This window comes from Pseudomonas sp. 14P_5.3_Bac1 (assembly GCF_025466135.1).
Taxonomy (GTDB): domain Bacteria; phylum Pseudomonadota; class Gammaproteobacteria; order Pseudomonadales; family Pseudomonadaceae; genus Aquipseudomonas.
The window spans coordinates 13,021-36,434 of sequence record NZ_JANLOF010000087.1 but is presented as its reverse complement, the minus strand read 5'-3'; the positions used below and the strand labels follow the sequence as shown (position 1 = coordinate 36,434).

Genomic DNA, 23,414 nt, shown 5'->3' with positions numbered 1-23,414 from the left:
GTGGACGATTACCAGCAGACGATACGCACCTTGTCTGATCGCATTGTGCTGGCGCAAACACCGATTCGCGTCCTCGACGCCGTGAAGTGGGACGAGAACATTCGTCAGGGTTTCCTCAAGGCCAAGGGCAAGGCGATGCCGGCCGTGGACCGCGACTACTACCTGAACCGGCCACTGTCGTTCGATTCCAGCGCAGTCAAGCTGGAGTTCCAGAACATCGAGCGCGACATCACTCGCCGCCTCGGCCAGTTCAGCCCGGTGGGGCAGATCATGCGGCGCATGTGCCGTGAATACCGCATGGTGGTGCGCATGCTCGAAGCGCGCGGCACCGAGGATTTCGGTCTGATCTCCCAGGAGCTGTATGGCGCCGCCTCCGATGCGTTCCACGCCGGCGACCCGACCCTCGCCGACTTGGGCCTGATGCTGTCTGACTACCTGAACAACATCGACGGCCGTGGCGACCTCAAGGACGAAGCCAAGACCCTCACCGCCAAGGATGCAGTGGCGTTGCTGCAAACCCGCCTGAACAAGGTGTTTGGCGAAGCCGAAGAAACCATCCGCGTGTTTGAGTCCGACGGGATTGTCGCGGACGCGGCGGCTGGCGCCGACTACATCAAGATTCGCGCCGATGCGATGTTCAACGACCGCGATGTGCGCGCCCTGGAAGTGCATGAAGGCCTGGTGCACGTCGGCACCACGCTTAACGGCCAGAACCAGCCGATCTGCACCTTCCTGTCCAAGGGCCCACCGTCGTCCACGGTGACCCAGGAAGGCCTGGCGATTCTGATGGAGATCATCACCTTCGCCTCCTACCCGAGCCGCTTGCGCAAATTGACCAACCGCACCCGCGCGATCCATATGGTCGAGGAGGGCGCCGATTTCCTGCAGGTGTTCGAATTCTTCCGTGAGCAAGGCTTTGAGATGGCCGAAAGCTACGGCAATGCCAGCCGGGTTTTCCGCGGCTCGACGCCGACCGGTCTGCCGTTTACCAAGGATTTGTCCTACCTCAAGGGCTTTATCATGGTCTACAACTACATCCAGCTGGCCGTGCGCAAAGGCAAGCTGGAACAAGTGCCGCTGCTGTTCTGCGGCAAGACCACGCTGGAAGACATGCGCACCCTGCGCCAATTGGTCGATGAAGGCCTGGTGGTGCCGCCCAAGTACCTGCCCGAGCAGTTTCGCGACATGAACGCGCTGGCGGCGTGGATGTGCTTCTCCAACTTCCTCAACCACTTGAGCCTGGACCGGATCGAGGCGGATTACTCGAATATCCTGTAGGCGATAGTCCTGAAAAAACCGGATCAAAAGGTGGGAGCAGGCAAGCCAGCTCCCACCTTTGATCTCTATTGATCTTAAGACTGATTTCCAACCCACTTACGAGGCTTCAACGGATGAGAATCCTCGGCATTCTTTGCCTGCTACTCACATTGAACGGCTGCAGCTCGCTGCTGTTCTACCCTGAACCCGGCCTGCCGTTCACGCCGGAAAAAGCCCATCTGCAGTACCGCGATGTCACCCTGACCACCGCCGACGGGGTGAAACTTCACGCCTGGTGGCTGCCGGCCAAATCCGGCGTGCCAGTCAAAGGCACGGTGCTGCACTTGCATGGCAACGGCGGCAACCTGGCGTGGCACCTGGGGGGCAGTTGGTGGTTGCCGGAGCAGGGCTATCAAGTGCTGCTGCTGGACTACCGCGGGTACGGTTTGTCGGAAGGCAAGCCGTCGTTGCCGGCGATCTACCAGGACATTGATGCGGCGTTCAACTGGATCGACAAGGCGCCCGAAACCCAGGGTCAACCGTTGATTGTGTTGGGTCAAAGCCTGGGTGGCGCGCTCGCCGTGCATTACCTGGCGGCGCACCCGCAGCGCCAGCCGCAGCTCAAGGCGCTGGTATTGGACGGGGTGCCCGCCAGTTATCGTGACGTAGGACAATTCGCTCTGAGTACGTCCTGGATAACATGGCCGTTTCAAGTGCCCCTGTCCTGGCTGGTGCCCGATGCTGACAGTGCGATCAACGCCATGCCGCAACTGACCGGCGTACCCAAGCTGCTGTTTCATAGCCTGGATGATCCGATCGTGCCGCTGGCCAATGGCATTCGCCTGTATCAGGCCGCGCCGCCGCCCAGGGTGTTGCAGTTGACGCGTGGCGGCCATGTACAGACGTTTGCCGACAAGACCTGGCAAACCGTGATGCTGCGTTATCTGGACGACCCGCAGCACTTCAATGGCCTGCGCCGCCTGGGGGAAATCCCCAACTACCCGAACCCTAACGTTGACACGTCAGAGAGCCCGCAATGAGCGAAGAACGCAACATGATCCCGCTGATCCTCACCGGCGTCGGCACCATCATCGGCACCGTCGGGTGCCTGTGGTACTACGGCTACCTGCACTTCGCCAAGCCGGAAGATGCGTTGCTGCTCAGCGACTTCACCCTACTCAAGACAGTGCCGGGCGAGGATTACAAAATCTCCCTCACGCCAGCGGCGCAAGTGGCGCAGTGCGTCGACGGTGTGTTGGTGATGTTTGATACCGAACAAAAAGGCTTGAGCGGCGTGCTGGTGAACAACAAGAAGCAGGCCGTGCGTTGCATGGGCCAGGAGACGCCGCAACTGCAGGAGTGACCTTCGCTTCATCGCAGCCACATGATCACGGAAATATCTGGAACCGTATCGCGTAAGAAGCCACTGAATGACGTGTCAGTGTTGCTGATAGTTAACTTGCGTATATCGAATCCGGGAGAGTGATCATGGTTGGTGGAATTGGCGCGATCAGTAAGATGTTGGAAATGGCCCAGGGCGCAGCAAAGCTGGGGCAGGGCGGCGAGGACGGCGCTCAAGACGCCCAGAAGCAAGAGAAGCAAGACCCTATGAAGATGCTCATGGACATGCTGTCGAAGGCGGCGGGCGGGTCTCAGGGCGGCAGCGCCGAGGACCAGAAGGGCCCGCAGGAACTGGAGAAACTGATGGCGGGCCGACAAGGCATGGAGGCCATGATGCCCGCCGATGACAGCAGCCGTAAAATCGAAGTCTGAGGCATAAAAAAACCCACCAAAAGGTGGGTTTTTTTTACTGCTTCAATCGATCAATTAGCAACGGAAGAACGTGGCTTGACCGGCTGGTTGTCGTTGGAGATGGTCACTTCAACGCGACGGTTCATGGCACGGCCCGAGGCGCTGCCGTTGTCGGCAACCGGGTATTCCTTGCCGTAACCCTGGGTCACGATGCGCGAGATATCCACGCCTTGTTGAGCCAGTGCGCGCTGCACGGAAGCCGCGCGACGCTCGGACAGGCTCTGGTTGTACGAGTCGGAGCCGGTGCTGTCGGTGTAGCCTTCGACGATCACTTTACGGTCCGGGTTGTCACGCAGGAACTGCGCCAGCTTGGTGATGTTGACCAGGCCGCTGGATTTCAGATCGGACTTGTTGGTGGCGAACAGCACATCACCGAAAGTCACCAGGGTGCCGCGATCAGTTTGCTTGGCGTTCAAGCTGTCTTGCAGTTGCTTGATCTGGGCATCACGGGCTTGCAGCAGGGCGCGCGCACGTTCGTCGCCAGCGTTTTTCAGCTTGGCTTCGGATTCACGCAGCACGATGGTGTCTTTGGCCACTTCAACGCGCTGGTTGGTCAGGTAAGCCAGTTGGTCGACCTTCTTTTCGTCTTCCTTGTCGCGGTAGGCCTTGTCAGCCTTGTCCAGCCAGTCGCTGGCGTCCTTGGTTTCCAGCGCCGCAAGCTTGGTGGCTTGTGGGTTGGTCTGCAGGGCCGAGAAGTTGGTCCGTGCGTTTTCCAGGTTCGCGTTCGGCGGGGTGGAGCAGGCCGCCAGGGCAACGCTCATCGCCAGCAGAGCAGGGATCATCAATTGTTTACGCATAGTCGTGTCGTCCTTTCAATTCGATTTCGGGTGCAATGCAATCAGGGGCGTTGGCTTATTGCTGTTGGATAACAGCTGGGCGCATGCCTTCCTGACGCAGCTCCTGAACAGCCTTCTGGGAGTCCTTCACAGCCTGTTGGGCTTTGGCGGCCTGAGCTTTGCGCTCTGCAACGCGAGCGTCCCACTCGGCTTGTTCGGCCAGCTGACGAGCCTTGTCGTAGTTCTTGTCATGCATGGCGATTTCGGCTTCTTTGAGCTTGTCCTGAGCCGACTTCATTTCCACAGCTGCGTACTCGGTGCCGCCGGCGCTTACAGCGCTGTTGACCGCAGATTGGGTCACGGCGTATTGCTCGGTCGGTGGGTTGCCGGCGCAGCCCGCCAGAACGAAGCTGGTGCCGATTGCCAGCGCGGCCAATTTAAGCCCGCGCAGGTGGTTAAACGAGGTTTTGGCAGTGCTGGTCTTCATCGTCTTCAACTCCATTGGGTAACTCCTGAAAAACATCAAAATCCATGGCACTGGTCGGCGGTTCGGGTCTCGGCGGCAAGGCTCGAAACACTCATTCAAACGGCCGTTCCAAGTGATGGCTTACTGGCTGTGACCGGAGGCTTTTTTCAAAAGTTCAGAGAAGATGGCGAATTGCCTAAAAAAATATCTGACTGAATGGTCAGTGTTTAAAAGTTGGAACTTTCGCCACGCGCAGAGGTACTCCGGACCCGTGAAAGGCCCGGAATACTTGGGTCAAAAGAGGTTTTGCAGGTGTGTATCAGTGCTGCTGTTCGTCAGCACTGTCTGACAAATCATGCAGATAGCGCCGGGACAACGTGAGAAAGCGTGGCGTCGGGCCCACGTCTTCGTAGAGGGGATCACCCTCTTCATCGGTGGCAATCACGTGCTGGCCCTTGACGTAAGGAAAGCTTGCTTCCAGCTCTTCAAGGGCGGCGCCGATCAGCTCGCCGAGCAGTTCTTCGGTGTGGCGCTTGGGGTACATCTCGGCAATGGCGGCCAGCCGTGCAGCAGACTCCACATCCAGATGAATCGCGTACTCGGTCTTGGTCAGGCGACCCGTGGCGTTCTCTTCCCAATGCTGGGCCAGTTCTCGAATCTTCATGGCAACCTCAATGAGCCCGCAGTAGCAGGCGGTGATGAGTGTCCGGCCGCCAGCGCGGTTAACGCGGCGACTCACTGTTGAGACTAGCTGCAACTCACAAGGTTTAAAGTGTCTTGTCAGAAACCGACGCGGGCGGCACTCTGGAACCCCTGCGCGTCCCGGATTTCTGGCTGGAGATTGGCTGATGAGTGATATCGATGCACGCTTGCGTGAGGATGTTCACCTGCTGGGTGAGCTGTTGGGCAACACCATTCGAGAGCAGTACGGCGACGAGTTTCTCGACAAGATCGAGCAGATCCGCAAAGGCGCCAAGGCCGACCGCCGTGGAGCCGTAGCCGAGCAAGCCGCCGGCGAGGAACTCAGCGCCAGCTTGAACCAATTGCAGGAAAACGAACTGCTGCCCGTGGCGCGAGCCTTCAACCAGTTCCTCAACCTGGCCAACATTGCCGAGCAATACCAATTGATCCACCGGCGCGATGAGTCGCAACCGGCACCGTTCGAATCCCGTGTGTTGCCCGAGTTGCTGGCCCGCCTGCAAAGCGAAGGGCACAGCAACGAGTCGCTGGCCCGCCAGTTGGCGCGACTGGAGATTGAACTGGTCCTCACTGCCCACCCCACCGAAGTGGCGCGGCGCACTCTCATTCAGAAATACGATGCGATTGCCGCGCAACTGGCGCTGCAGGACCACCGCGACCTCACCACTGCCGAGCGCGAACAGATCCGTGAACGCCTGCAAAGACTGATCGCCGAAGCCTGGCACACCGAAGAAATCCGCCGCGTGCGCCCGACGCCTGTCGACGAGGCAAAATGGGGCTTTGCAGTGATCGAGCATTCGCTGTGGCACGCCATCCCCAACTACTTGCGCAAAGCCGATCATGCCCTGCACGCCGCCACCGGCCTGCACCTGCCGCTGGAGGCAGCGCCGATCCGCTTTGCTTCGTGGATGGGCGGCGACCGTGACGGCAACCCGAATGTCACCGCACCAGTGACCCGTGAAGTGCTGCTGCTGGCGCGCTGGATGGCGGCGGACCTGTACCTGCGCGACATCGATCACCTGGCGTCCGAGCTGTCGATGCAACAGGCCAGCCCCGCGTTGCAGGCCAAGGTAGGCGACAGCGTCGAGCCTTATCGCGCCTTGCTCAAGCAACTGCGCGAACGTCTGCGCGCCACGCGCCAATGGGCGCACACCTCGCTGGCCGCCAACACCCCGGCGCCGGCCGAAGTGTTGCAGAACAACCGTGACCTGCTGGACCCGCTGGAGTTGTGTTATCAGTCGCTGCACGCGTGCGGCATGGGCGTGATCGCCGATGGCCCGCTGCTCGACTGCCTGCGCCGTGCGGTGACCTTTGGCCTGTTCCTGGTACGCCTGGACGTGCGCCAGGATTCCAGCCGGCATTCGTCGGCCATGACCGAAATCACCGATTACCTGGGCTTGGGTCGTTATGAAGACTGGGACGAAGAGGCGCGCATCAGTTTCCTGACCCAGGAGCTGACCAATCGCCGACCGCTGCTGCCGGGCTACTTCAAACCGTCGGCGGACACTGCCGAGGTGTTGAACACCTGCAAGGAAATCGCCGCGGCGCCCGCTGCGTCGCTCGGCTCGTATGTCATCTCGATGGCAGGTGCCGCCTCCGATGTGCTGGCGGTGCAACTGCTGCTTAAAGAGTCGGGCGTGCAACGGCCAATGCGGGTGGCGCCGTTGTTCGAAACCCTGGCCGACCTGGATAACGCCGGGCCGGTCATGGAAACCCTGCTGCAATTGCCGGGCTATCGCGCGCGGTTGCAAGGCCCGCAGGAAGTCATGATTGGCTACTCGGACTCAGCCAAGGATGCCGGCACCACTGCCGCCGCCTGGGCACAGTACCGGGCACAGGAACGCTTGGTGGATATCTGCCGCGAACAACAGGTGGAATTGCTGTTGTTCCACGGTCGCGGCGGTACCGTCGGCCGTGGCGGCGGCCCGGCGCACGCGGCGATCCTGTCGCAGCCGCCGGGCTCGGTGGCGGGGCGTTTCCGTACCACCGAGCAAGGCGAAATGATCCGCTTCAAATTCGGCTTGCCGGACATTGCTGAGCAGAACCTCAACCTCTACCTGGCCGCCGTCTTGGAAGCCACGCTGTTGCCACCGCCACCACCGGAGCCTGCCTGGCGCCATTTGATGGATGAATTGGCAGCAGACGGTGTCAGCGCCTACCGCGCCGTGGTGCGGGAAAATCCGCAGTTCGTCGAGTACTTTCGCCAGTCCACGCCAGAGCAGGAGCTCGGCCGCTTGCCGCTCGGCAGTCGCCCGGCCAAGCGCCGCGCGGGCGGGATCGAAAGCCTGCGGGCCATTCCATGGATCTTCGGCTGGACCCAAACCCGCCTGATGCTGCCTGCGTGGCTCGGCTGGGAAGCAGCACTCAGCAAGGCCCTGGAGCGTGGTGAAGGCGAGTTGCTGGGGCAGATGCGCGAGCAGTGGCCGTTCTTCCGCACGCGCATCGACATGCTGGAAATGGTGCTGGCCAAGGCCGATGCCGATATTGCTCGCCTGTATGACGAGCGCCTGGTGCAACCGGACCTGCTGCCATTGGGTGCGCACTTACGCGACCTATTGTCGCAGGCGTGCAGCGTGGTGCTTGGCCTGACTGGCCAGTCGCAACTGCTGGCCCATAGCCCGGACACCCTTGAGTTCATCCGTCTGCGCAACACCTACCTCGACCCGTTGCACTTGCTGCAGGCCGAGTTGCTGGCGCGCTCGCGTGAGCAGGAGGCCGCACAGGACAGCCCTCTGGAACAGGCGCTGCTGGTGTCTGTGGCCGGTATTGCCGCCGGTTTGCGCAACACCGGTTAAAGTTTTCTGCGTGTTCTCAAGGGCTTGCAGATAAACCATGACGACCGCCCCGAAAAGGGCGGTCGGCGTTTGCGGGGCAAGGTTGCACTCAGGCACACCCGAGCTGTGACGCATGCCGGGCGTGGGTTCCTGCGACTTTCGGCGGCTTGTATGGATAGAGCCCGCTGTGTATCTTGATCAGCCTTTGGCCGTTTGATCGGCCTGGACCCATATTTTTACGAGATTGGCCCCACGCGGCGAATCCGAGCGTCATCTCTATAAAAAATTGAGGAGCACATCGATGCGCGTCATTCTGCTGGGAGCTCCCGGGGCCGGTAAAGGTACTCAGGCAAAGTTCATCACTGAAAAATTCGGCATTCCACAAATCTCCACCGGCGACATGCTGCGCGCGGCCGTCAAGGCCGGCACCGAGCTGGGCCTGATAGCAAAAAGCGTGATGGACAGCGGCGGCCTGGTTTCCGATGACCTGATCATCAACCTGGTCAAGGAACGCATCAGCCAGGAAGACTGCAAGAACGGCTTCCTGTTCGACGGTTTCCCACGCACCATTCCCCAGGCCGAAGCCTTGGTGAAAGCCGGCGTCGAGCTGGATGCCGTGGTTGAAATCGCAGTTGAAGACGAAGAAATCGTTCAGCGTATCGCCGGTCGTCGTGTTCACGAAGCCTCGGGCCGCGTTTACCACATCGTCTACAACCCGCCTAAAGTGGCCGGCAAGGACGATGTCACCGGCGACGACCTGGTGCAGCGTAAAGACGACACTGAAGAAACCGTGCGTCATCGCCTGTCGGTCTACCATTCGCAGACCAAGCCGCTGGTGGATTTCTACCAGAAGTTGTCTGCTGCCAACGGCAAGCCGAAGTACAGCCACATCCCTGGCGTCGGCTCCGTAGAAGCCATCACCGCCAAGGTGCTGCAAGCGTTGAGCTGATCCATCGATCGGCTTCACTGACAACGGCCCGCTTGCGGGCCGTTGTTGTTTATACTGGCGCACTTTTTTTCGACTTGGACACCGACACCCATGAGCACCCTGCTGGCCCTGGACACCGCGACTGAAGCTTGCTCCGTTGCCTTGCTGCACGATGGCAAGGTAACGAGCCACTACGAGGTGATCCCGCGCCTGCATGCGCAGAAGCTGTTGCCGATGATCAAGCAACTGCTTGAGGACGCGGGCACCACGCTCGCGGCCGTCGACGCCATTGCCTTTGGCCGTGGCCCGGGTGCGTTCACCGGTGTGCGGATTGCCATCGGTGTGGTCCAGGGCCTGGCCTTTGCGTTGGAGCGTCCGGTATTGCCGGTCTCCAACCTGGCAGTGCTGGCCCAGCGTGCCTTGCGTGAACACGGCGCTTCGCAAGTCGCCGCGGCCATCGACGCGCGCATGGACGAAGTCTATTGGGGTTGCTACCGCGAGCACGCTGGCGAAATGCGCCTGGTGGGCGTCGAAGCGGTGCAATCGCCGCAGTCCTCTGTGTTGCCGGCTGATGGCAACGGTGACTGGTTCGGTGCCGGCACTGGCTGGGGTTATGGCGAGCGCATTGGCGTAAAGCTGGTGGGGCAGGACGCTGGGATGTTGCCTCATGCCCAGGACTTGCTGACGCTGGCACGCTTCGCTTTCGAGCGTGGCGAAGCGATTCCGGCCGATCAGGCGGCGCCGGTTTATCTGCGTGATAAAGTCGCGCAGACCAAGGCTGAACGCGGGATTATTTGACGTCAAAAATGATGGCAATTTGGGGCAAAGTTCGCCAATCGTCAGAATTTGGCCCCGTTTTTAAACCTTTTACAAATTATGTGTTCTAGTTATCACCAGAGCATTTGCGCACCACGGAAAGTGCCGCTAAATTGCCATCATTGATACCGAGTCTGCATGTATGCGTATAGACGGCTTCTCCTCACAGTCCTACCCCCTCAAACGTAAGCTGCGCAAGGCGAACGTGACGGTAGACGATTCCGTCGAGGATTCGCCGGACTTCATCGAGGTCCAATCCGAGTCGCATGCCAGTTCTCATTCCAGCGCCCAAGGTTCAGCCGGCGCGCGTATCAGCGGTCTTCCCGCGCGTCAGCAAGACATGGTCTTCCCCCGCTCCATGAGCAAAAGCGTCGCTACCGCCCTGGCCAGCTACCTGACCACTGCCGGCTTTGTCGAATGGGATATGGAAGTGCTGGGTCTCGACATCCATATCTGATGCGTCTGCCTTACTTTATCGGTTGCCCGTCCTGGAGTGACAACGCCTGGCGCGAGTACCTGTATCCAGCCGATGCACGCGCCAGCGATTACCTTTCGCTGTATGCCCAAGTCTTCAACGCCGTTGAAGGCAACACCACATTTTATGCCCGACCCTCGGCCGCCACCGTGCAGCGCTGGGCTGAAATCATGCCCGCGGATTTTCGCTTCACCGCCAAATTCCCCGGCGACATCAGCCACAGTGGCGACCTGCTTGAGCAGTTGCCGGCAGCGGAAAGTTTTGTCGGCTTGATGAGCCCATTGGGTGAGCGTGTCGCGCCGCTGTGGCTGCAACTGCCGGCGAGCTTTTCGCCCCAACGCCTCGGTGAACTGGCCGGTTTTATTGATGGACTGGAGCGCCCGCTGGCGGTGGAAGTGCGCCATCAGGCGTTCTTCGCCAAGGGCGATGACGAGCGCAGCCTCAACCGTCTGCTGCGTGACCGTGGCGTTGAGCGAATCTGCCTCGACCCGCGCGCGCTGTTCAGTTGCACCTCTACCTCAGCCGCCGTGCTGCACGCTCAGTCGAAGAAACCCAAGGTGCCGCCGCGTCCGGCCGCACTGACGCTGTTTCCCCAAGTGCGTTTCATTGGTCATCCGGAGCTGGAAGCCAACGACCCGTTCCTGGTGCCGTGGGTGGAAAAAGTCGCTGGTTGGATCGAGGAAGGGCGTACGCCGTATGTGTTCCTGCACACCTCGGATAACCGCCTTGCCGCGCAACTGGCGCTGCGTTTTCATCAACAACTGATGGCGCGTTTGCCGGGCCTGCCACCGCTGCCGACCTTGCATCGAGAACCCGCAGCGGAGCAACTGGGGTTACTCTAAGGCTCCTTTTTCCGCCAGGAGTCAGACATGGATGCCCAAACCCTTCGCGCCGAAACCTTCAAAGCCTTGCACGAGCGTGATCGCGCGTTCGTGATGCCCAACCCGTGGGACGCTGGCTCGGCCATCATGCTCGCCAGCCTGGGTTTTGAAGCCCTGGCCACCACCAGCGCGGGTTATGCATTCAGCCTGGGGCGGCCGGATGCGGAAGGTGCGTTGTCGCTGGAGGACACGCTGGGCAATGCGTCAGCCATCGTTCGGGCGACCGCACTGCCGGTGGCGGCCGATCTGGAAAACGGTTTCAGCGATACCCCCGAAGGCTGCGCTCAGACCATCCTGCGCGCGGCCGCCACGGGCATCGTCGGTGGCTCCATCGAAGACGCCACAGGCATTGCCGTCGACCCGATCTATCCGTTTGATTTGTCTGTTGAGCGCGTCGAAGCGGCGGTTGCGGCGGCCCGCAGTCTGCCATTTGCGTTCACCCTGACGGCTCGCGCGGAAAACCTCCTGCATGGTCGCCTGGATTTGCCTGACACCATTCGCCGCCTGCAGGCCTACGCCGAGGCGGGAGCCGACGTGCTCTATGCGCCGGCGTTGAGCAGTGCCGAAGACGTGTTGGCGGTGGTCAGGGCGGTCGCGCCGAAACCGGTGAATGTGTTGATGTCCGGTGGCTTGAACCTCAGCGTCGCGCAGTTGAGCGAGATGGGCGTGCGCCGCATCAGTGTCGGCTCGGCCATGGCGCTGGCGGCGTATGGCGAGTTCTACCGCGCCGCGCAGGAGGTCTACCAGTTGGGCACCTTTACCTTCACCGAGCGCAAGATGCCATTCAGCCAGGCCAACCAATTCTTCAAGGGCTGAGCCGTGCGTTTTCTTAACGTGAGCGGTGCGCTGCTGTTGCTGGCGGGGGTGTCCGCAGTGGGCGTGTGGCGTGGCTGGGTGCCGTTGCCTGCCGAATGGAACCCCTGGGCGCCGCTGGATGTGCGTGCCAAGCCGAACCTGCTCACGCGCTTCAAGCTCGGTCGCCTGCAGGATGATCCAGCGCTGTGCGATGAGGTGCTGAAAACCTCGGACTTGCGCGTCAGCCATCAGGCCGACAGCCCGGCTGATGCCGCGTGCCCATTGCGCAATGTCTTGCGCGTACAAGGCGCTGACGTAGCCTTGAGCAGCAGCTTTCTCGCCAGTTGCCCGCTGGCCGTCGCCTTTGCCCTGTTCGAACGCCACAGCCTGCAACCTGCGGCACAGGCGGTGTTTGGTCAGGCGGTGACGCGGGTCGATCACCTGGGCAGCTTTGCCTGTCGCAATATGTATAACCGTGCAGACGGGCGGCTCAGTCAGCACGCCTCGGCCAATGCGCTGGATATCGCCGGCTTCCGCCTGGCGGATGGGCGCAGCATCAGTGTGCTCAAGGATTGGCCGGGGACGGGCGACAGCGCGCGGTTTCTGCGCCAGGTGCGCGATGGCGCCTGCGATGATTTCAACGTGGTGCTGAGCCCGGACTACAACGCTGCTCATCGCAACCACTTCCATCTGGACATGGGGCGTTGGGGAGTGTGTCGCTGAGCCTCAGGCGGCCAGGCGCAGGTTGTTGAGGATCAGTGGGCGCGCCCAGTGGTAGTCGAAGTCGAGCGCTTTCTGTTGCGCCACCAGCTCTTCCTTTGGATAAGGCACGGCGGGCGGCGGCAGCAAGTCCAGTTCGAACTCGGCGATGGGCAGGTGCAGCGGCTGCGGTTCAGGCGCCGGCCCAGGCTCAGGCAGCGGCTGGCCGGCATTCAGCACCAGCGGGCGCACCCAGCCACTTTCAAAGTTCTGCTGGCGCTGTTGGGCAACGATTTCTTGCGCCGGGAACGGCGTAGCGGGTGGCGGCAGCAACTCGGTTTCGAATTCGGCGATCGGCAGGAACAGCGGTTCCGGCGGGGCGATCTCGGCGTCTTTCACGTCGCATTCACGCTGGGTGAGGATCTGCGATAGCAGGTCGGCGCCTTCGCTGGGTTCTACCGCCGGGTCTCTGGGGGCCGGTGCTTTGGCGGCGCGCGCGTCCGGCGTGTCGCCGAGCTGCTCGGCCAGCGCCCGGGCGAAGAAGTCCTGCCACACATGACTCACCCCGGCCAGTGCTTGAGTATTGCGCAGGCCGTAGTGGTTGTGGGTCGGCAGTACACCGATGGTTAGGGGAAGAATGTCTGACATTTTTCTCGGTCGACGCTCAGCTCTGGCAAAATACCTGACTGTTGTTTTTATCGGCCGCTGTTTGCCGATCCTTAATATTTTTGAGCGTAGCGATTGATGAGCGAACAACCAGCGGCCAGCCGCATTCGGGTCGAGGCTTTGGCCGAAGGTTTTCAGGCGCGTGCCGAGCAGTGGGCGTCGCAGCTCGGCCTGCCTGTGCAGCTGGAGGAGGCGGATTTTTCCCTGCAAGTGGGCGAGCACGGCCTGCAACTGCAGCAGCTCGGGCCCGATGCACCGGGGCCGGTGCGCGTGGATTTTGTCGAAGGTGGCGCGGCGCACCGGCGTCTATACGGCGGTGGCAGCGGGCAGATGATCGCCAAGGCGGTGGGCATTGCCCAAGGCGTGCGCCCACGCGTGCTGGACGCCACGGCGGGGCTGGGCAAGGACGCGTTCGTGCTGGCCAGCCTTGGCTGCGAGATGAGCCTGATCGAGCGCCAGCCGCTGATCGGCGCCTTGCTCGAAGACGGCCTGGCGCGTGGCGCGGACGACTTCGAAGTGGCGCCGATTGTGGCGCGCATGAAGTTGCTCAAGGGCAACTCCATCGACGTGATGCGCAATTGGGAAGGTGAGCCGCCGCAGGTGATCTACCTGGACCCGATGTTTCCTCACCGTGAGAAAACCGCGCTGGTGAAGAAGGAAATGCGCCTGTTCCGGCCACTGGTGGGCGATGACCCGGACGCACCGGCGTTGCTCGCCGCGGCCTTGGCTTTGGCCAGTCACCGCGTGGTGGTCAAGCGTCCACGCAAGGCGCCGTGCATTGAAGGGCCAAAGCCGAGCCATGCGTTGGATGGCAAGTCGAGCCGGTATGACATTTATCCCAAGAAAGCGCTCAAGCCTTGAGGGCCTCATCGCAGGCAAGCCAGCTCCCACAGTTCACCGTGTTCTCATGCTGGAATGCATTCTCCTGTGGGAGCTGGCTTGCCTGCGATAGCGCCGGTCCAGACACCACCCAGCGTTAGGGCTTGTAAGCCCGCATAAACAACCCCACCACCTCCTGCACATGCGCCTCGGCGGCTTCTTCGCTCAGTTGCCCGCCGCAGCCATACAGCAAGCAGAAATTCGCCGTGCCCTTGAGCAGGCAAAAGAAGTGCTCGGCTGCCGTAAACGGTTTGTCGATGCTCAGCGCGCCACTCTGGTGGATGCGGCTGAGCAGGCGCTCCATGCCCTGCAGCATGCGCATCGGCCCGGCTTCAAAGAAGATCTGTGAGAGTTTCACGTCCTGATTGCCGGTGGTCATCATCAGGCGATGCAGGTTCACCGACTCCTCGCTGTTGATCAGCCGATGAAAGCCCCGTGCGATGTTCAGCAGCACGGTTTCCACCGGCATGCCGGCGGGCAGCTCGAAATACATCACCGGCAACTGTTCTTCGCATGTGGCCACGACGGCGGCAGTGAACAGCGTCTCTTTGTCGGTGAAGTGGCTGTAGACGGTCAGTTTCGACACGCCGGCCTCCATTGCTACGGCATCCATGCTGGTGCTGGCGTAGCCATTGCTCAAAAACAGATTCTTCGCGGCTTCGAGGATTGCCTGGCGTTTTGCCATGTCCTTGGGACGCCCGGGGCTATTGGTGTTTACAGGATTGTCGGACATTTTCACCTTTAATACTGGACTGGTGAGTTTGGTATTAATAACATACCGGCCAGTATAATTATTCCTAGCTCCATTTGCGAAAGGTCCTACAGCATGCGCAGCACTTTCCTGCCCCTTGCGTTGCCTGTCAGCCTGATCTTCCTGTTGGCCGCCTGCGGCCATGAAGAAGCGGCCCACACCACCCTCCGTCCAGCCATGGTGGTGCAACCGCAGCCCTCGGCGCAGGCGATGGACAGCTTTCCAGGCGAGGTACGTGCCCGTTATGAGCCGGACCTGGCCTTTCGCATTGGCGGCAAAGTCAGTAAACGTCTGGTGGAGGAGGGCGAGCGGGTCAAGGCCAACCAACCGCTGGCCGAACTCGATCCGCAGGACGTACGCCTGCAACTGGAAGCCACGCGCGCCCAAGTGGCCGCCGCCGAAGCCAACCTGAGCCTGGTGCGCGCCGAGCGTGATCGCTACAAGACCCTGATGGACCGTCAGATGGTCAGCCGTTCTCAGTACGACAATTCCGAAAACCTCTACCGATCCGGTGAAGCGCGCCTCAAGCAGATCAAGGCCGAGTTCGACGTGTCCAGCAACCAGGCCGGTTACGCCGTGCTGCGCGCGCCCCAGGACGGTGTGGTCGCCAAGCGCGCGGTGGAAGTTGGCCAAGTGGTGTCGGCCGGCCAAACCGTCTTCACCCTGGCCACCGATGGCGAGCGCGAAGTGCTGATCAGCCTGCCGGAGCAAGGTTTCGGCCGGTTCAAGATCGGCCAGCCTGTGTCGGTTGAGTTGTGGAGTCAGCCCGACCAACGTTTTGCCGGGCGTATCCGTGAACTGTCGCCGGCTGCCGATCCAAAATCGCGCACCTTTGCCGCCCGGGTTGCCTTCACCGGCGGCAAAGTCCCGGCCGAGCTGGGCCAGAGCGCCCGCGTATTCATACAGGCTGACGGCGTGATTGCGCTGGCGGTGCCGCTGTCAGCGCTGAGTGCAGAGAATGGCGCGTCCTACGTCTGGGTGGTGCAGTCAGACAACACGCTCAAGCGCACGCCGGTGCGGATCGGCGCCTTTGGTGAAAAAACCGTGCCGGTACTGGAAGGTCTGGCCCCCACCGATTGGGTGATTGCGGCCGGTGTGCATGTGCTCCATGAGGGCCAGCAGGTGCGCCCGGTGGATCGCTCCAACCGCGTGGTGAATCTGGCGGCCAACAAGGAGTAGTCCCCGATGGGTTTCAATCTTTCCGAATGGGCGTTGCGTAATCGCCAGATCGTACTGTTCCTGATGATCCTGCTGGCGGTCGTCGGTACGCTGTCCTACACCAAGCTGGGGCAAAGCGAGGACCCGCCGTTTACCTTCAAGGCCATGGTGATCAAGACCAACTGGCCCGGGGCCACGGCCCAGGAAGTCTCGCGCCAAGTCACCGAGCGTATCGAGAAAAAGCTCATGGAGACCGGCGACTACGAGCGCATTGTTTCCTTCTCGCGCCCCGGTGAATCCCAAGTCACTTTCATAGCGCGCGACGCGATGCACTCGGCGCAGATTCCGGACTTGTGGTACCAGGTGCGCAAGAAGATCAGCGACATTCGCCAGACCTTGCCGCCGGATATCCAGGGGCCGTTTTTCAACGATGAATTCGGCACCACCTTCGGCAATATCTACGCGTTGACCGGTGATGGCTTCGACTACGCGGTGCTCAAGGACTACGCCGACCGCATCCAGATTCAACTGCAACGTGTGCCGGATGTGGGCAAGGTCGAGCTGCTCGGCCTGCAGGACGAAAAAATCTGGATCGAATTATCCAACCTCAAACTCGCCACCCTCGGCCTGCCATTGGCCGCCGTGCAGCAGGCGTTGCAGGAGCAGAACGCCGTCTCTACCGCCGGCTTCTTCGAAACCCCGACCGAGCGCGTGCAGTTGCGCGTGTCCGGCAACTTCAAGACGGTGGAGGAGATCCGCAATTTCCCGATTCGCGTCGGTGACCGCACCTTTCGCATTGGCGACGTGGCCGACATCCACCGGGGTTTCAACGACCCACCGGCACCGCGCATGCGCTACATGGGCGCGGACGCCATCGGGCTGGCCGTGGCCATGCGTGACGGCGGCGACATTCTGGTATTGGGCAAGGCCCTCGAAGGTGAATTCGCACGCCTGCAGAAGAACCTTCCGGCAGGCATGGAGCTGCGCAAGGTGTCGGACCAACCGGCCGCGGTGAAAACCAGCGTCGGCGAATTCGTCCAGGTACTCGCCGAGGCACTGGCGATCGTGTTGTTGGTGAGCTTCTTTTCCCTCGGTGTGCGCACCGGCATGGTGGTGGCCCTGGCGATTCCGCTGGTGTTGGCGATGACCTTCGCCACCATGTATTACCTGGGCATCGGCTTGCACAAGATCTCCCTCGGCGCATTGGTCCTGGCCCTGGGCCTGCTGGTCGATGACGCGATCATCGCCGTGGAAATGATGGCGATCAAAATGGAGCAGGGCTACGACCGGCTCAAGGCCGCCAGCTTTGCCTGGACCAGCACTGCGTTCCCGATGCTCACCGGTACGTTGATCACCGCTGCAGGGTTTCTGCCGATAGCCACTGCGCAATCGAGCACCGGTGAATACACCCGCTCGATTTTCCAGGTCGTGACCATCGCGCTGCTGGCCTCATGGGTGGCCGCTGTGGTGTTTGTGCCGTACCTGGGGGAAAAACTCCTGCCGGACCTGGCGAAAATTCATGCAGCCAAGCACGGCACCGATGGGCCCGATCCCTACGGCACGCCGTTCTATCAGCGTGTGCGACGTTTGGTTGAATGGTGTGTGCGTCGGCGCAAAACCGTGATCGTGCTGACGTTGCTGTTGTTTATCGGCTCGGTCGCGCTGTTCCGCTTTGTGCCGCAACAGTTCTTCCCGGCTTCCGGTCGCCTGGAGTTGATGGTCGATCTCAAGCTGGCTGAAGGGGCGTCCCTGAGCAACACCGCCGAGCAGGTCAAACGCCTGGAAGCGCTGCTCAAGGAACACGCCGGCATCGACAACTATGTGGCGTATGTCGGCACCGGTTCGCCGCGCTTCTACCTGCCGCTGGACCAGCAATTGCCGGCCGCGAGCTTCGCGCAATTTGTGGTGCTGGCCAAGACCATCGAAGAGCGTGAAAGCCTGCGCACCTGGCTGATCGAAACCCTTGACGAGCAATTCCCCGAACTGCGTTCACGGGTCACACGCCTGGAGAACGGTCCACCGGTGGGTTACCCGGTGCAGTTTCGCGTGACCGGCGAACACATCGAAGAGGTCCGTGCCCTGGCCCGCAAAGTGGCGGCCAAAGTTCGTGAAAATACCCACGTGGTCAACGTGCACCTGGATTGGGAAGAGCCGAGCAAAATCGTCTACCTCAATATCGATCAGGACCGCGCCCGCGCCCTGGGTGTAAGCACCGCCAACGTGTCGAAGTTCCTGCAGAGTTCGCTGACTGGTGCAAGCGTCAGCCAGTACCGCGAGGACAACGAGTTGATCGAAATCCTCCTGCGCGGCACCGTGCACGAGCGCACCGAGTTGTCGTTGTTGCCAAGCCTGGCCGTGCCGACCGACAACGGCAAAAGCGTTGCGCTGTCGCAGATTGCCACCCTTGAGTACGGCTTCGAAGAGGGCATTATCTGGCACCGCAACCGCCTGCCGACGGTGACTGTGCGCGCCGACATCTATGGCAAGGAACAACCGGCGACCCTGGTCCAGCAGATCCTGCCGACCCTTGAAGGCGTGCGCGCCGAACTGCCGGAAGGTTACTTGCTGGAGGTCGGCGGCACCGTTGAAGACTCTGCGCGTGGCCAGAATTCGGTCAAGGCCGGCGTGCCGCTGTTTATCGTGGTGGTCCTGACCTTGCTGATGCTGCAACTGCGCAGCTTCTCACGCACTGCGATGGTGTTTCTGACGGCTCCGCTGGGCCTTATCGGCGTGACTTTGTTTCTGCTGGTGTTCCGCCAGCCCTTCGGGTTTGTCGCCATGCTCGGGACCATCGCCTTGTCGGGCATGATCATGCGCAACTCGGTGATCCTGGTCGATCAGATCGAGCAAGACATCAAGGCCGGCCTGACACCCTGGCAAGCGATCATTGAAGCGACCGTGCGACGCTTCCGCCCGATTGTGCTGACGGCGCTCGCGGCGGTGTTGGCCATGATTCCACTGTCACGCAGCGTGTTCTTCGGGCCGATGGCCGTGGCGATCATGGGCGGGTTGATTGTGGCGACGGCGTTGACCCTGTTGTTCCTGCCGGCCCTGTATGCTGCGTGGTTCCGAGTGAGGAGGGACGTCGCGTAATCATGCTGGCCACTGTTTCAGCCCTACTGTTGTTGCTGCTTGCCCCTGGCCCGACCAACACCCTGTTGTTTCGTGCCGGGGTGTTGTTCGGCTATCGGGCGTCGTGGACGCTGGCGCTGGTCGAGTGCCTGGCGTACCTGTTGCAGGTCTCGGTGTGGGGCGTGGCGTGGCTGTATCTGGCGGCGCATTCGCCGTGGGCGTTGAAAACCACGCAACTGGCGGCGGGCTGCTACCTGCTGTATGTCTCGTTCAAGCTGTGGCAACGCAAACACAGCGCCATCGATTCGACCCGTGACCGCTTCTCTGGCGTGTATTTTTTCTGGCTCACCGTGATGAATCCCAAAGGCCTGTTGATCGTTTCGTTCATCGCCCCGCTCAGCGCATTTGCATCGTTGCAGGGCTATGCCGGGTTCATGGCCACGCTGGCGTTGGTGGTGGTGCCGGTGGGGTCTGCCTGGATCGTGCTGGGCAGCCGCTTTGAAGGGATTCAGAAGACGTGGCTCACGCCGCTGAAGATCAACCGCGCGGCATCCGTGGCGATTTGTTGTTTCGCCACGCTCATGCTTGGGCGGTTGGCGCAGGCGGTTATCCAGGGCTGAAACAACTGCGCCAAGGCCCGTGAACAGCGGCCTTGGCGCAGTGATTGAAGGTTTACTGCCAGCGTTTACAGGGCGCCGAACACCTTCTTCGCCAGGCTGGTGGCAGCCGCGGCCGGGTTCTTGCGGATGGTTTCTTCCTGCTGCGCGATCATCTTGAACAGGCCGTCCAGCGCCTGTTCGGTCACGTAGCTTTCGACGTTGGCACTTTTGGCATCAACCGCGCCAAACGCTGCGGCCTTGCCGGCCAGGGCGTTGTATTGCTGGGCGACGCCGACCTTGTCGGTGGCGGCCTTGACGATCGGCAGGAACTTGGCACGAATCTCTTCGCGGCTGCTTTTGTTCAGGTATTGAGTGGCCGAGTCCTGGCCACCGGTGAGGATGCCCTTGGCGTCGGTCACGCTCATGTTCTTCACCGCATTGACCAGGATCGGCTGAGCCTGGGTCACGGCGGTTTCTGCCGCTTTGTTCATGCTGGTTTCGAGCTGCGTGACCTGATCACCCATACCGAACATTTTCAGCTTGTCGGCGACTTTGCCGAGTTTGCCGGGCAGGCCGATTTTCACTTGCGGGTTGTTGCTGAAGCCACCGGGCGCGCCCAGTTGTTTCACGGCGATTTGTGCGCCTTGGGTCAGTGCATCCTTGAGGCCGCCGCTGGCGTCGCCCTGGGACAGGCTGCCAAGTGACACCGCCATGGCGTTGGCGCCAAGCAGCAGGCCGGCGCACAGGGCGGTGAGGCGAAGAGAATTACGGAGCATGGGCGCTTCCTTTTTCAAGCTGGGAATAATCAGTGTGAGACCGCATCAACCCGCAGACGCATTGGTTGTGGGTCTTGGCCGTTGAGTTGCACGGCGTGCCGCTCGGTGGTGATAAACAGTAGCTTGCCATCGAGCTCGATGCGAGCGCTGACCGAGTACGTGTGGCCCGGTTTGATCTGTGCCGGGTCGTAGCTCAGGTGAAATGGCAGCGGCACCTGGCCTTTGACCGGGCCTTTCTGTTCGGCGACGGTCACGGCCGGAGCGTCCATCAAGGACACGTCCTGCAGGCTGACGCTCAAGGTGGCGGCGGGCGGCAGCGCGATGCGTTGCAGGTAGAACACTTCGCCGTCGAGGCTGGCCTTGGGGGTCATGGATTGGCAGGCTCCGAGCAGGGCGGTCAGGCCCAGGAGGATGATCTTTTTCATGGTACAGCTCCTTTTCAACGGCGCCGGAAACCGCCCGGCGCCTCGTTCAATCTAGCGGCGTTCTTCAGCGTTTACCGGCTCGGGTTCGGTCGGCGTTTCGGCTGCGCCATCGACGCGGTGCAACGCCACTTGGCGAATCGACAAACGAATGTCGGCAGGCAGCACGCGTTTGGCTGCACCTTCGGCCAACTCACCGAGCAGGTCGTGATAACTCAACTTGCCGGCCTCATCGCGACGCAGCACATCTTGCTCCAGCAACGTCTGGATAAAATGTCGGAAAAGGCTCTTGTCGAAGAACTCCGGGGCATTGAGGCCATGCAGGATCGACAGGCGCTGAGCCATGATCGTGCACAGGTCTTCCAGCTCTTCGGCGCTGATGGTGTTCTGGCCGCTGTTGAGCAGCAGCGAGATCGCCATGTAAAAGCGTTGCAGGGTCTGGGCGATGCTCTTGGACAGCAGCGTCAGCAGCACAAAATGCCGCGAACTCGGTGCCGGGCGCAGGTACACCTCATTCTCGAAGCGCAGCAGGCCTTGTTCGACAAACGCCTCCAGCCAGTGGTCGACCACCGCGTCCAGCTCATCCAGCGACCAGCGGATAAACAGCTCCGATTGCAGGTACGGGTACAGCGCACGGGTGTAGCGCAGGATTTGTTCGCGGCTCATGCGCGAACTGCTCTGGAAGAAACTCGCCAGCAACGCCGGCAGGGCGAAGATGTGCAGCACGTTGTTGCGGTAGTAGGTCATCAGGACGGCATGTTGCTCGTCCAGGTACAAAATCTTACCCAGGGCGTCGCTCTGCTCCGACAGCAGGTGCATGTCCTTGACGTGCTTGATCAGCGCCAGGCCATCGCCTTCCGGCAAGGTGGTGTGCGGTGAGTAGGGCACGCGGCGCAGCAGCGCCAGGTACAGGTCCAATTGGCGCGCCATGGCCTGTTCATCCAGCGCCAGGCGTGTGGTGGACAGCAACGCCAAGGCCACCAGGTTCACCGGGTTGACCGCGGCGGCTTCGTTCAAGTGACGCGCCACCAGCTTGCCAAGGCGGTTGGTGGTTTCGTTGAGCCATGCCGGCTTGTAGTTCGGGCCCAGCTCCTGGGCGCGCCAGTCGGGTTGCTCGGCGTCGAGGAACTCGGCCAGTTTGATCGGCTCGCCAAAGTTGACCGCGACCTGGCCAAAGCGCTGTTTGAGCGCGCCAACCACTTTGAAAATATCGAAGATCGACTCTTTTTTCTTGCTCGCGCCGCGCAGCTCGCCGAGGTAGGTGCGGCCTTCCAGCACGCGCTCATAGCCGATGTACACCGGCACGAAGACGATCGGCATGCGTGAGGAGCGCAAAAAGCTGCGCAGGGTAATCGCCAGCATCCCGGTCTTGGGTTGCAGCATGCGCCCGGTACGCGAGCGTCCGCCTTCGACGAAGTACTCCACCGGAAAGCCCTTGGTGAACAAAGTGTGCAGGTATTCGTTGAACACCGAGGTGTACAGCGGGTTGCCCTTGAAGGTGCGGCGCATGAAAAACGCACCGCCCCGGCGCAGCAGGCTGCCGATCACCGGCATGTTCAGGTTGATACCGGCGGCGATGTGCGGCGGGGTCAGGCCGTTTTTGAACAGCAGGTAGGACAGCAGCAAGTAGTCGATATGGCTGCGGTGACACGGTACGTAGATCACCTCGTAACCCTGGGCAACCTTTTGCACACCTTCGATGTTATTGACCTTGATGCCGTCGTAGATCTTGTTCCAGAACCAGCTGAGCACCACTTCCAGGAAGCGAATCGCGGTGTAGGTGTAGTCCGAAGCGATCTCGTTGCCGTAGCGCAAGGCCTGGGCCTTGGCTTTTTCCGGGGAGATTTTCTCGCGTTCGGCCTCTTCGCTGATGGCTTGGCGCACCAACGGCATGTTCACCAGGCCTTTGACCAGGTTGCGCCGGTGCGAAAGGTCGGGACCGATCACGGCGGTCTTCAGGTTGCGAAAGTGCACCCGCAGGATGCGCTGGGCCATGCGCACGGTGCGTTCGTGACCTTTATTGTGCTCGATCAATTCACGCAGGTTGATAGGCGCGGAGAATTGCACGCGGGTCTTGCGACCCAGGATCAGGATGCTCAGCAAACGGCGCAGGCGCCCGGTGACGGCCCAGCTGTCGGCAAACAGCAGTTTCCACGGGCTGGACTCGCTCTCGGGCGACTGGCCCCAGAACACGCTGACCGGAATGATTTGTGCATTCTCTTCGGCGTGTTCGGTCAGGGTGTTGACCAGCCGGGTCAGGGTCGGCGGCGCGCCGCGCTTGTCCTGACGGCCGAGCCAATCCGGCTCGGGCGTGAGGTAGAAGAACGCGGCGGGTTCGATCTGCGGGCCTACCGAGACCGGCAGCACCGGGCGCGGCAAGCCGGCCTTGGTGCACTCGGTATCGACCACGGCCAGTTCGGTAAGGGAGGGCGATTGCAGGACGTAAAACACCGGCCGGCTGCGGTCGAGGTTAAGGGTTAGGGACGACTGGTTGATCGTCTCCGAGCGAACCCAGAGGTACAACAGTCGGCGCAAGGTGCCAAACACCAGACGGCGGAACGGAGAGCGGGTCATAGGCGTGCTGCTTCAAGTGGGAAAAACCGAGCAGGCGCTCGGGCGGGTAGTGTGCCGTATTCGCCGAAAATCGGCAAAAAAGCGGCGATGTAAACTTGAGTTGATCGTTTTTGAGCCTGTCTTATACTCGGCAGTTCAA

At 61.3% G+C, this 23,414-nt stretch carries 23 protein-coding genes; 15 read left to right on the top strand and 8 right to left on the bottom strand.

Annotated features, from left to right (window positions below):
• From NTD89_RS26175 to NTD89_RS26160, 4 genes are all read left to right on the top strand, one after another.
• Positions 1–1,278, top strand: a complete 1,278-nt coding sequence (locus NTD89_RS26175) for a flavohemoglobin expression-modulating QEGLA motif protein (RefSeq protein ID WP_106577204.1) — start codon at positions 1–3, stop codon at positions 1,276–1,278.
• Positions 1,279–1,391: 113 nt separating this feature from the next.
• Positions 1,392–2,297, top strand: coding sequence for an alpha/beta hydrolase (locus NTD89_RS26170; RefSeq protein ID WP_145161785.1), 906 nt, complete (start codon positions 1,392–1,394; stop codon positions 2,295–2,297).
• A complete protein-coding gene (locus tag NTD89_RS26165; protein ID WP_106577202.1) occupies positions 2,294–2,620 on the top strand; it encodes a hypothetical protein in 327 nt (108 codons plus the stop codon). Before NTD89_RS26170 ends, NTD89_RS26165 begins: the two co-directional genes overlap by 4 nt.
• A gap of 125 nt (positions 2,621–2,745) precedes the next feature.
• Positions 2,746–3,030: a hypothetical protein gene (locus NTD89_RS26160; protein ID WP_242194332.1), complete on the top strand. Its 285-nt coding sequence runs from the start codon at positions 2,746–2,748 to the stop codon at positions 3,028–3,030.
• Positions 3,031–3,080: 50 nt separating this feature from the next.
• Here the strand turns inward: NTD89_RS26160 and NTD89_RS26155 are convergent, their stop codons facing one another.
• The 3 genes from NTD89_RS26155 to NTD89_RS26145 all read right to left on the bottom strand — a co-directional run bounded on the left by NTD89_RS26155 (position 3,081) and on the right by NTD89_RS26145 (position 4,975).
• The gene (locus NTD89_RS26155) at positions 3,081–3,866 is read right to left on the bottom strand and encodes an OmpA family protein (protein WP_106577200.1); all 786 of its coding nucleotides are present in this window, start codon (positions 3,864–3,866) and stop codon (positions 3,081–3,083) included.
• A gap of 55 nt (positions 3,867–3,921) precedes the next feature.
• Entirely contained in the window at positions 3,922–4,347 is a 426-nt protein-coding gene (locus NTD89_RS26150) for a DUF4398 domain-containing protein (protein WP_145161788.1), read from the bottom strand.
• A 283-nt stretch (positions 4,348–4,630) separates the two neighbouring features.
• A complete protein-coding gene (locus NTD89_RS26145) occupies positions 4,631–4,975 on the bottom strand; it encodes a pilin assembly protein (protein WP_145161793.1) in 345 nt (114 codons plus the stop codon).
• A gap of 184 nt (positions 4,976–5,159) precedes the next feature.
• Between NTD89_RS26145 and ppc the strand changes: the two genes are divergently transcribed.
• The 7 genes from ppc (at position 5,160) to NTD89_RS26110 (ending at position 12,402) form a co-directional block, all read left to right on the top strand.
• Entirely contained in the window at positions 5,160–7,805 is a 2,646-nt protein-coding gene (ppc, locus tag NTD89_RS26140; protein WP_262210454.1) for a phosphoenolpyruvate carboxylase, read from the top strand.
• Positions 7,806–8,085: 280 nt separating this feature from the next.
• Positions 8,086–8,733 (top strand): adenylate kinase, encoded by a 648-nt coding sequence (gene adk, locus NTD89_RS26135; RefSeq protein WP_145161799.1) that lies wholly within the window; start codon positions 8,086–8,088, stop codon positions 8,731–8,733.
• Positions 8,734–8,823: 90 nt separating this feature from the next.
• The gene (gene tsaB / locus NTD89_RS26130; RefSeq protein WP_262210452.1) at positions 8,824–9,510 is read left to right on the top strand and encodes a tRNA (adenosine(37)-N6)-threonylcarbamoyltransferase complex dimerization subunit type 1 TsaB; all 687 of its coding nucleotides are present in this window, start codon (positions 8,824–8,826) and stop codon (positions 9,508–9,510) included.
• 160 nt (positions 9,511–9,670) lie between these two features.
• Positions 9,671–9,985: a hypothetical protein gene (locus NTD89_RS26125; RefSeq protein ID WP_262210451.1), complete on the top strand. Its 315-nt coding sequence runs from the start codon at positions 9,671–9,673 to the stop codon at positions 9,983–9,985.
• Positions 9,985–10,845, top strand: coding sequence for a DUF72 domain-containing protein (locus tag NTD89_RS26120; RefSeq protein ID WP_262210450.1), 861 nt, complete (start codon positions 9,985–9,987; stop codon positions 10,843–10,845). Before NTD89_RS26125 ends, NTD89_RS26120 begins: the two co-directional genes overlap by 1 nt.
• Positions 10,846–10,872: 27 nt before the next feature.
• Complete coding sequence (locus NTD89_RS26115; RefSeq protein WP_262210449.1) at positions 10,873–11,700, top strand: isocitrate lyase/phosphoenolpyruvate mutase family protein; 828 nt, start codon at positions 10,873–10,875, stop codon at positions 11,698–11,700.
• A gap of 3 nt (positions 11,701–11,703) precedes the next feature.
• A complete protein-coding gene (locus NTD89_RS26110) occupies positions 11,704–12,402 on the top strand; it encodes an extensin family protein (RefSeq protein ID WP_262210448.1) in 699 nt (232 codons plus the stop codon).
• 3 nt (positions 12,403–12,405) lie between these two features.
• Here the strand turns inward: NTD89_RS26110 and NTD89_RS26105 are convergent, their stop codons facing one another.
• A complete protein-coding gene (locus NTD89_RS26105; RefSeq protein ID WP_262210447.1) occupies positions 12,406–13,026 on the bottom strand; it encodes an energy transducer TonB in 621 nt (206 codons plus the stop codon).
• Positions 13,027–13,122: 96 nt separating this feature from the next.
• On the opposite strand from NTD89_RS26105, the gene NTD89_RS26100 reads away from it, so the two are divergent.
• Entirely contained in the window at positions 13,123–13,905 is a 783-nt protein-coding gene (locus NTD89_RS26100; protein ID WP_145161817.1) for a class I SAM-dependent methyltransferase, read from the top strand.
• Positions 13,906–14,020: 115 nt separating this feature from the next.
• Here NTD89_RS26100 and NTD89_RS26095 read toward each other — a convergent pair whose 3' ends face one another.
• Positions 14,021–14,656 (bottom strand): TetR/AcrR family transcriptional regulator, encoded by a 636-nt coding sequence (locus NTD89_RS26095; RefSeq protein ID WP_242194319.1) that lies wholly within the window; start codon positions 14,654–14,656, stop codon positions 14,021–14,023.
• A 93-nt stretch (positions 14,657–14,749) separates the two neighbouring features.
• On the opposite strand from NTD89_RS26095, the gene NTD89_RS26090 reads away from it, so the two are divergent.
• The 3 genes from NTD89_RS26090 to NTD89_RS26080 are packed head-to-tail and all read left to right on the top strand — an operon-like array spanning position 14,750 to position 19,524.
• On the top strand, positions 14,750–15,853 hold the full coding sequence (locus NTD89_RS26090) for an efflux RND transporter periplasmic adaptor subunit (protein ID WP_262210446.1): 1,104 nt from the start codon (positions 14,750–14,752) through the stop codon (positions 15,851–15,853).
• Between the two features lie 6 nt (positions 15,854–15,859).
• Positions 15,860–18,925: an efflux RND transporter permease subunit gene (locus NTD89_RS26085; protein WP_262210445.1), complete on the top strand. Its 3,066-nt coding sequence runs from the start codon at positions 15,860–15,862 to the stop codon at positions 18,923–18,925.
• 2 nt (positions 18,926–18,927) lie between these two features.
• On the top strand, positions 18,928–19,524 hold the full coding sequence (locus tag NTD89_RS26080) for a LysE family translocator (RefSeq protein WP_145161828.1): 597 nt from the start codon (positions 18,928–18,930) through the stop codon (positions 19,522–19,524).
• A 65-nt stretch (positions 19,525–19,589) separates the two neighbouring features.
• Here the strand turns inward: NTD89_RS26080 and NTD89_RS26075 are convergent, their stop codons facing one another.
• From NTD89_RS26075 to plsB, 3 genes are read right to left on the bottom strand one after another with little or no spacing between them, the layout of a single operon-like run.
• Positions 19,590–20,279 (bottom strand): DUF4197 domain-containing protein, encoded by a 690-nt coding sequence (locus NTD89_RS26075; protein ID WP_119738730.1) that lies wholly within the window; start codon positions 20,277–20,279, stop codon positions 19,590–19,592.
• A 29-nt stretch (positions 20,280–20,308) separates the two neighbouring features.
• Positions 20,309–20,704: a YbaY family lipoprotein gene (locus NTD89_RS26070; RefSeq protein WP_262210444.1), complete on the bottom strand. Its 396-nt coding sequence runs from the start codon at positions 20,702–20,704 to the stop codon at positions 20,309–20,311.
• A gap of 51 nt (positions 20,705–20,755) precedes the next feature.
• Positions 20,756–23,275: a glycerol-3-phosphate 1-O-acyltransferase PlsB gene (gene plsB / locus NTD89_RS26065; RefSeq protein WP_262210443.1), complete on the bottom strand. Its 2,520-nt coding sequence runs from the start codon at positions 23,273–23,275 to the stop codon at positions 20,756–20,758.
• Between the last annotated feature and the right edge of the window lie 139 nt (positions 23,276–23,414).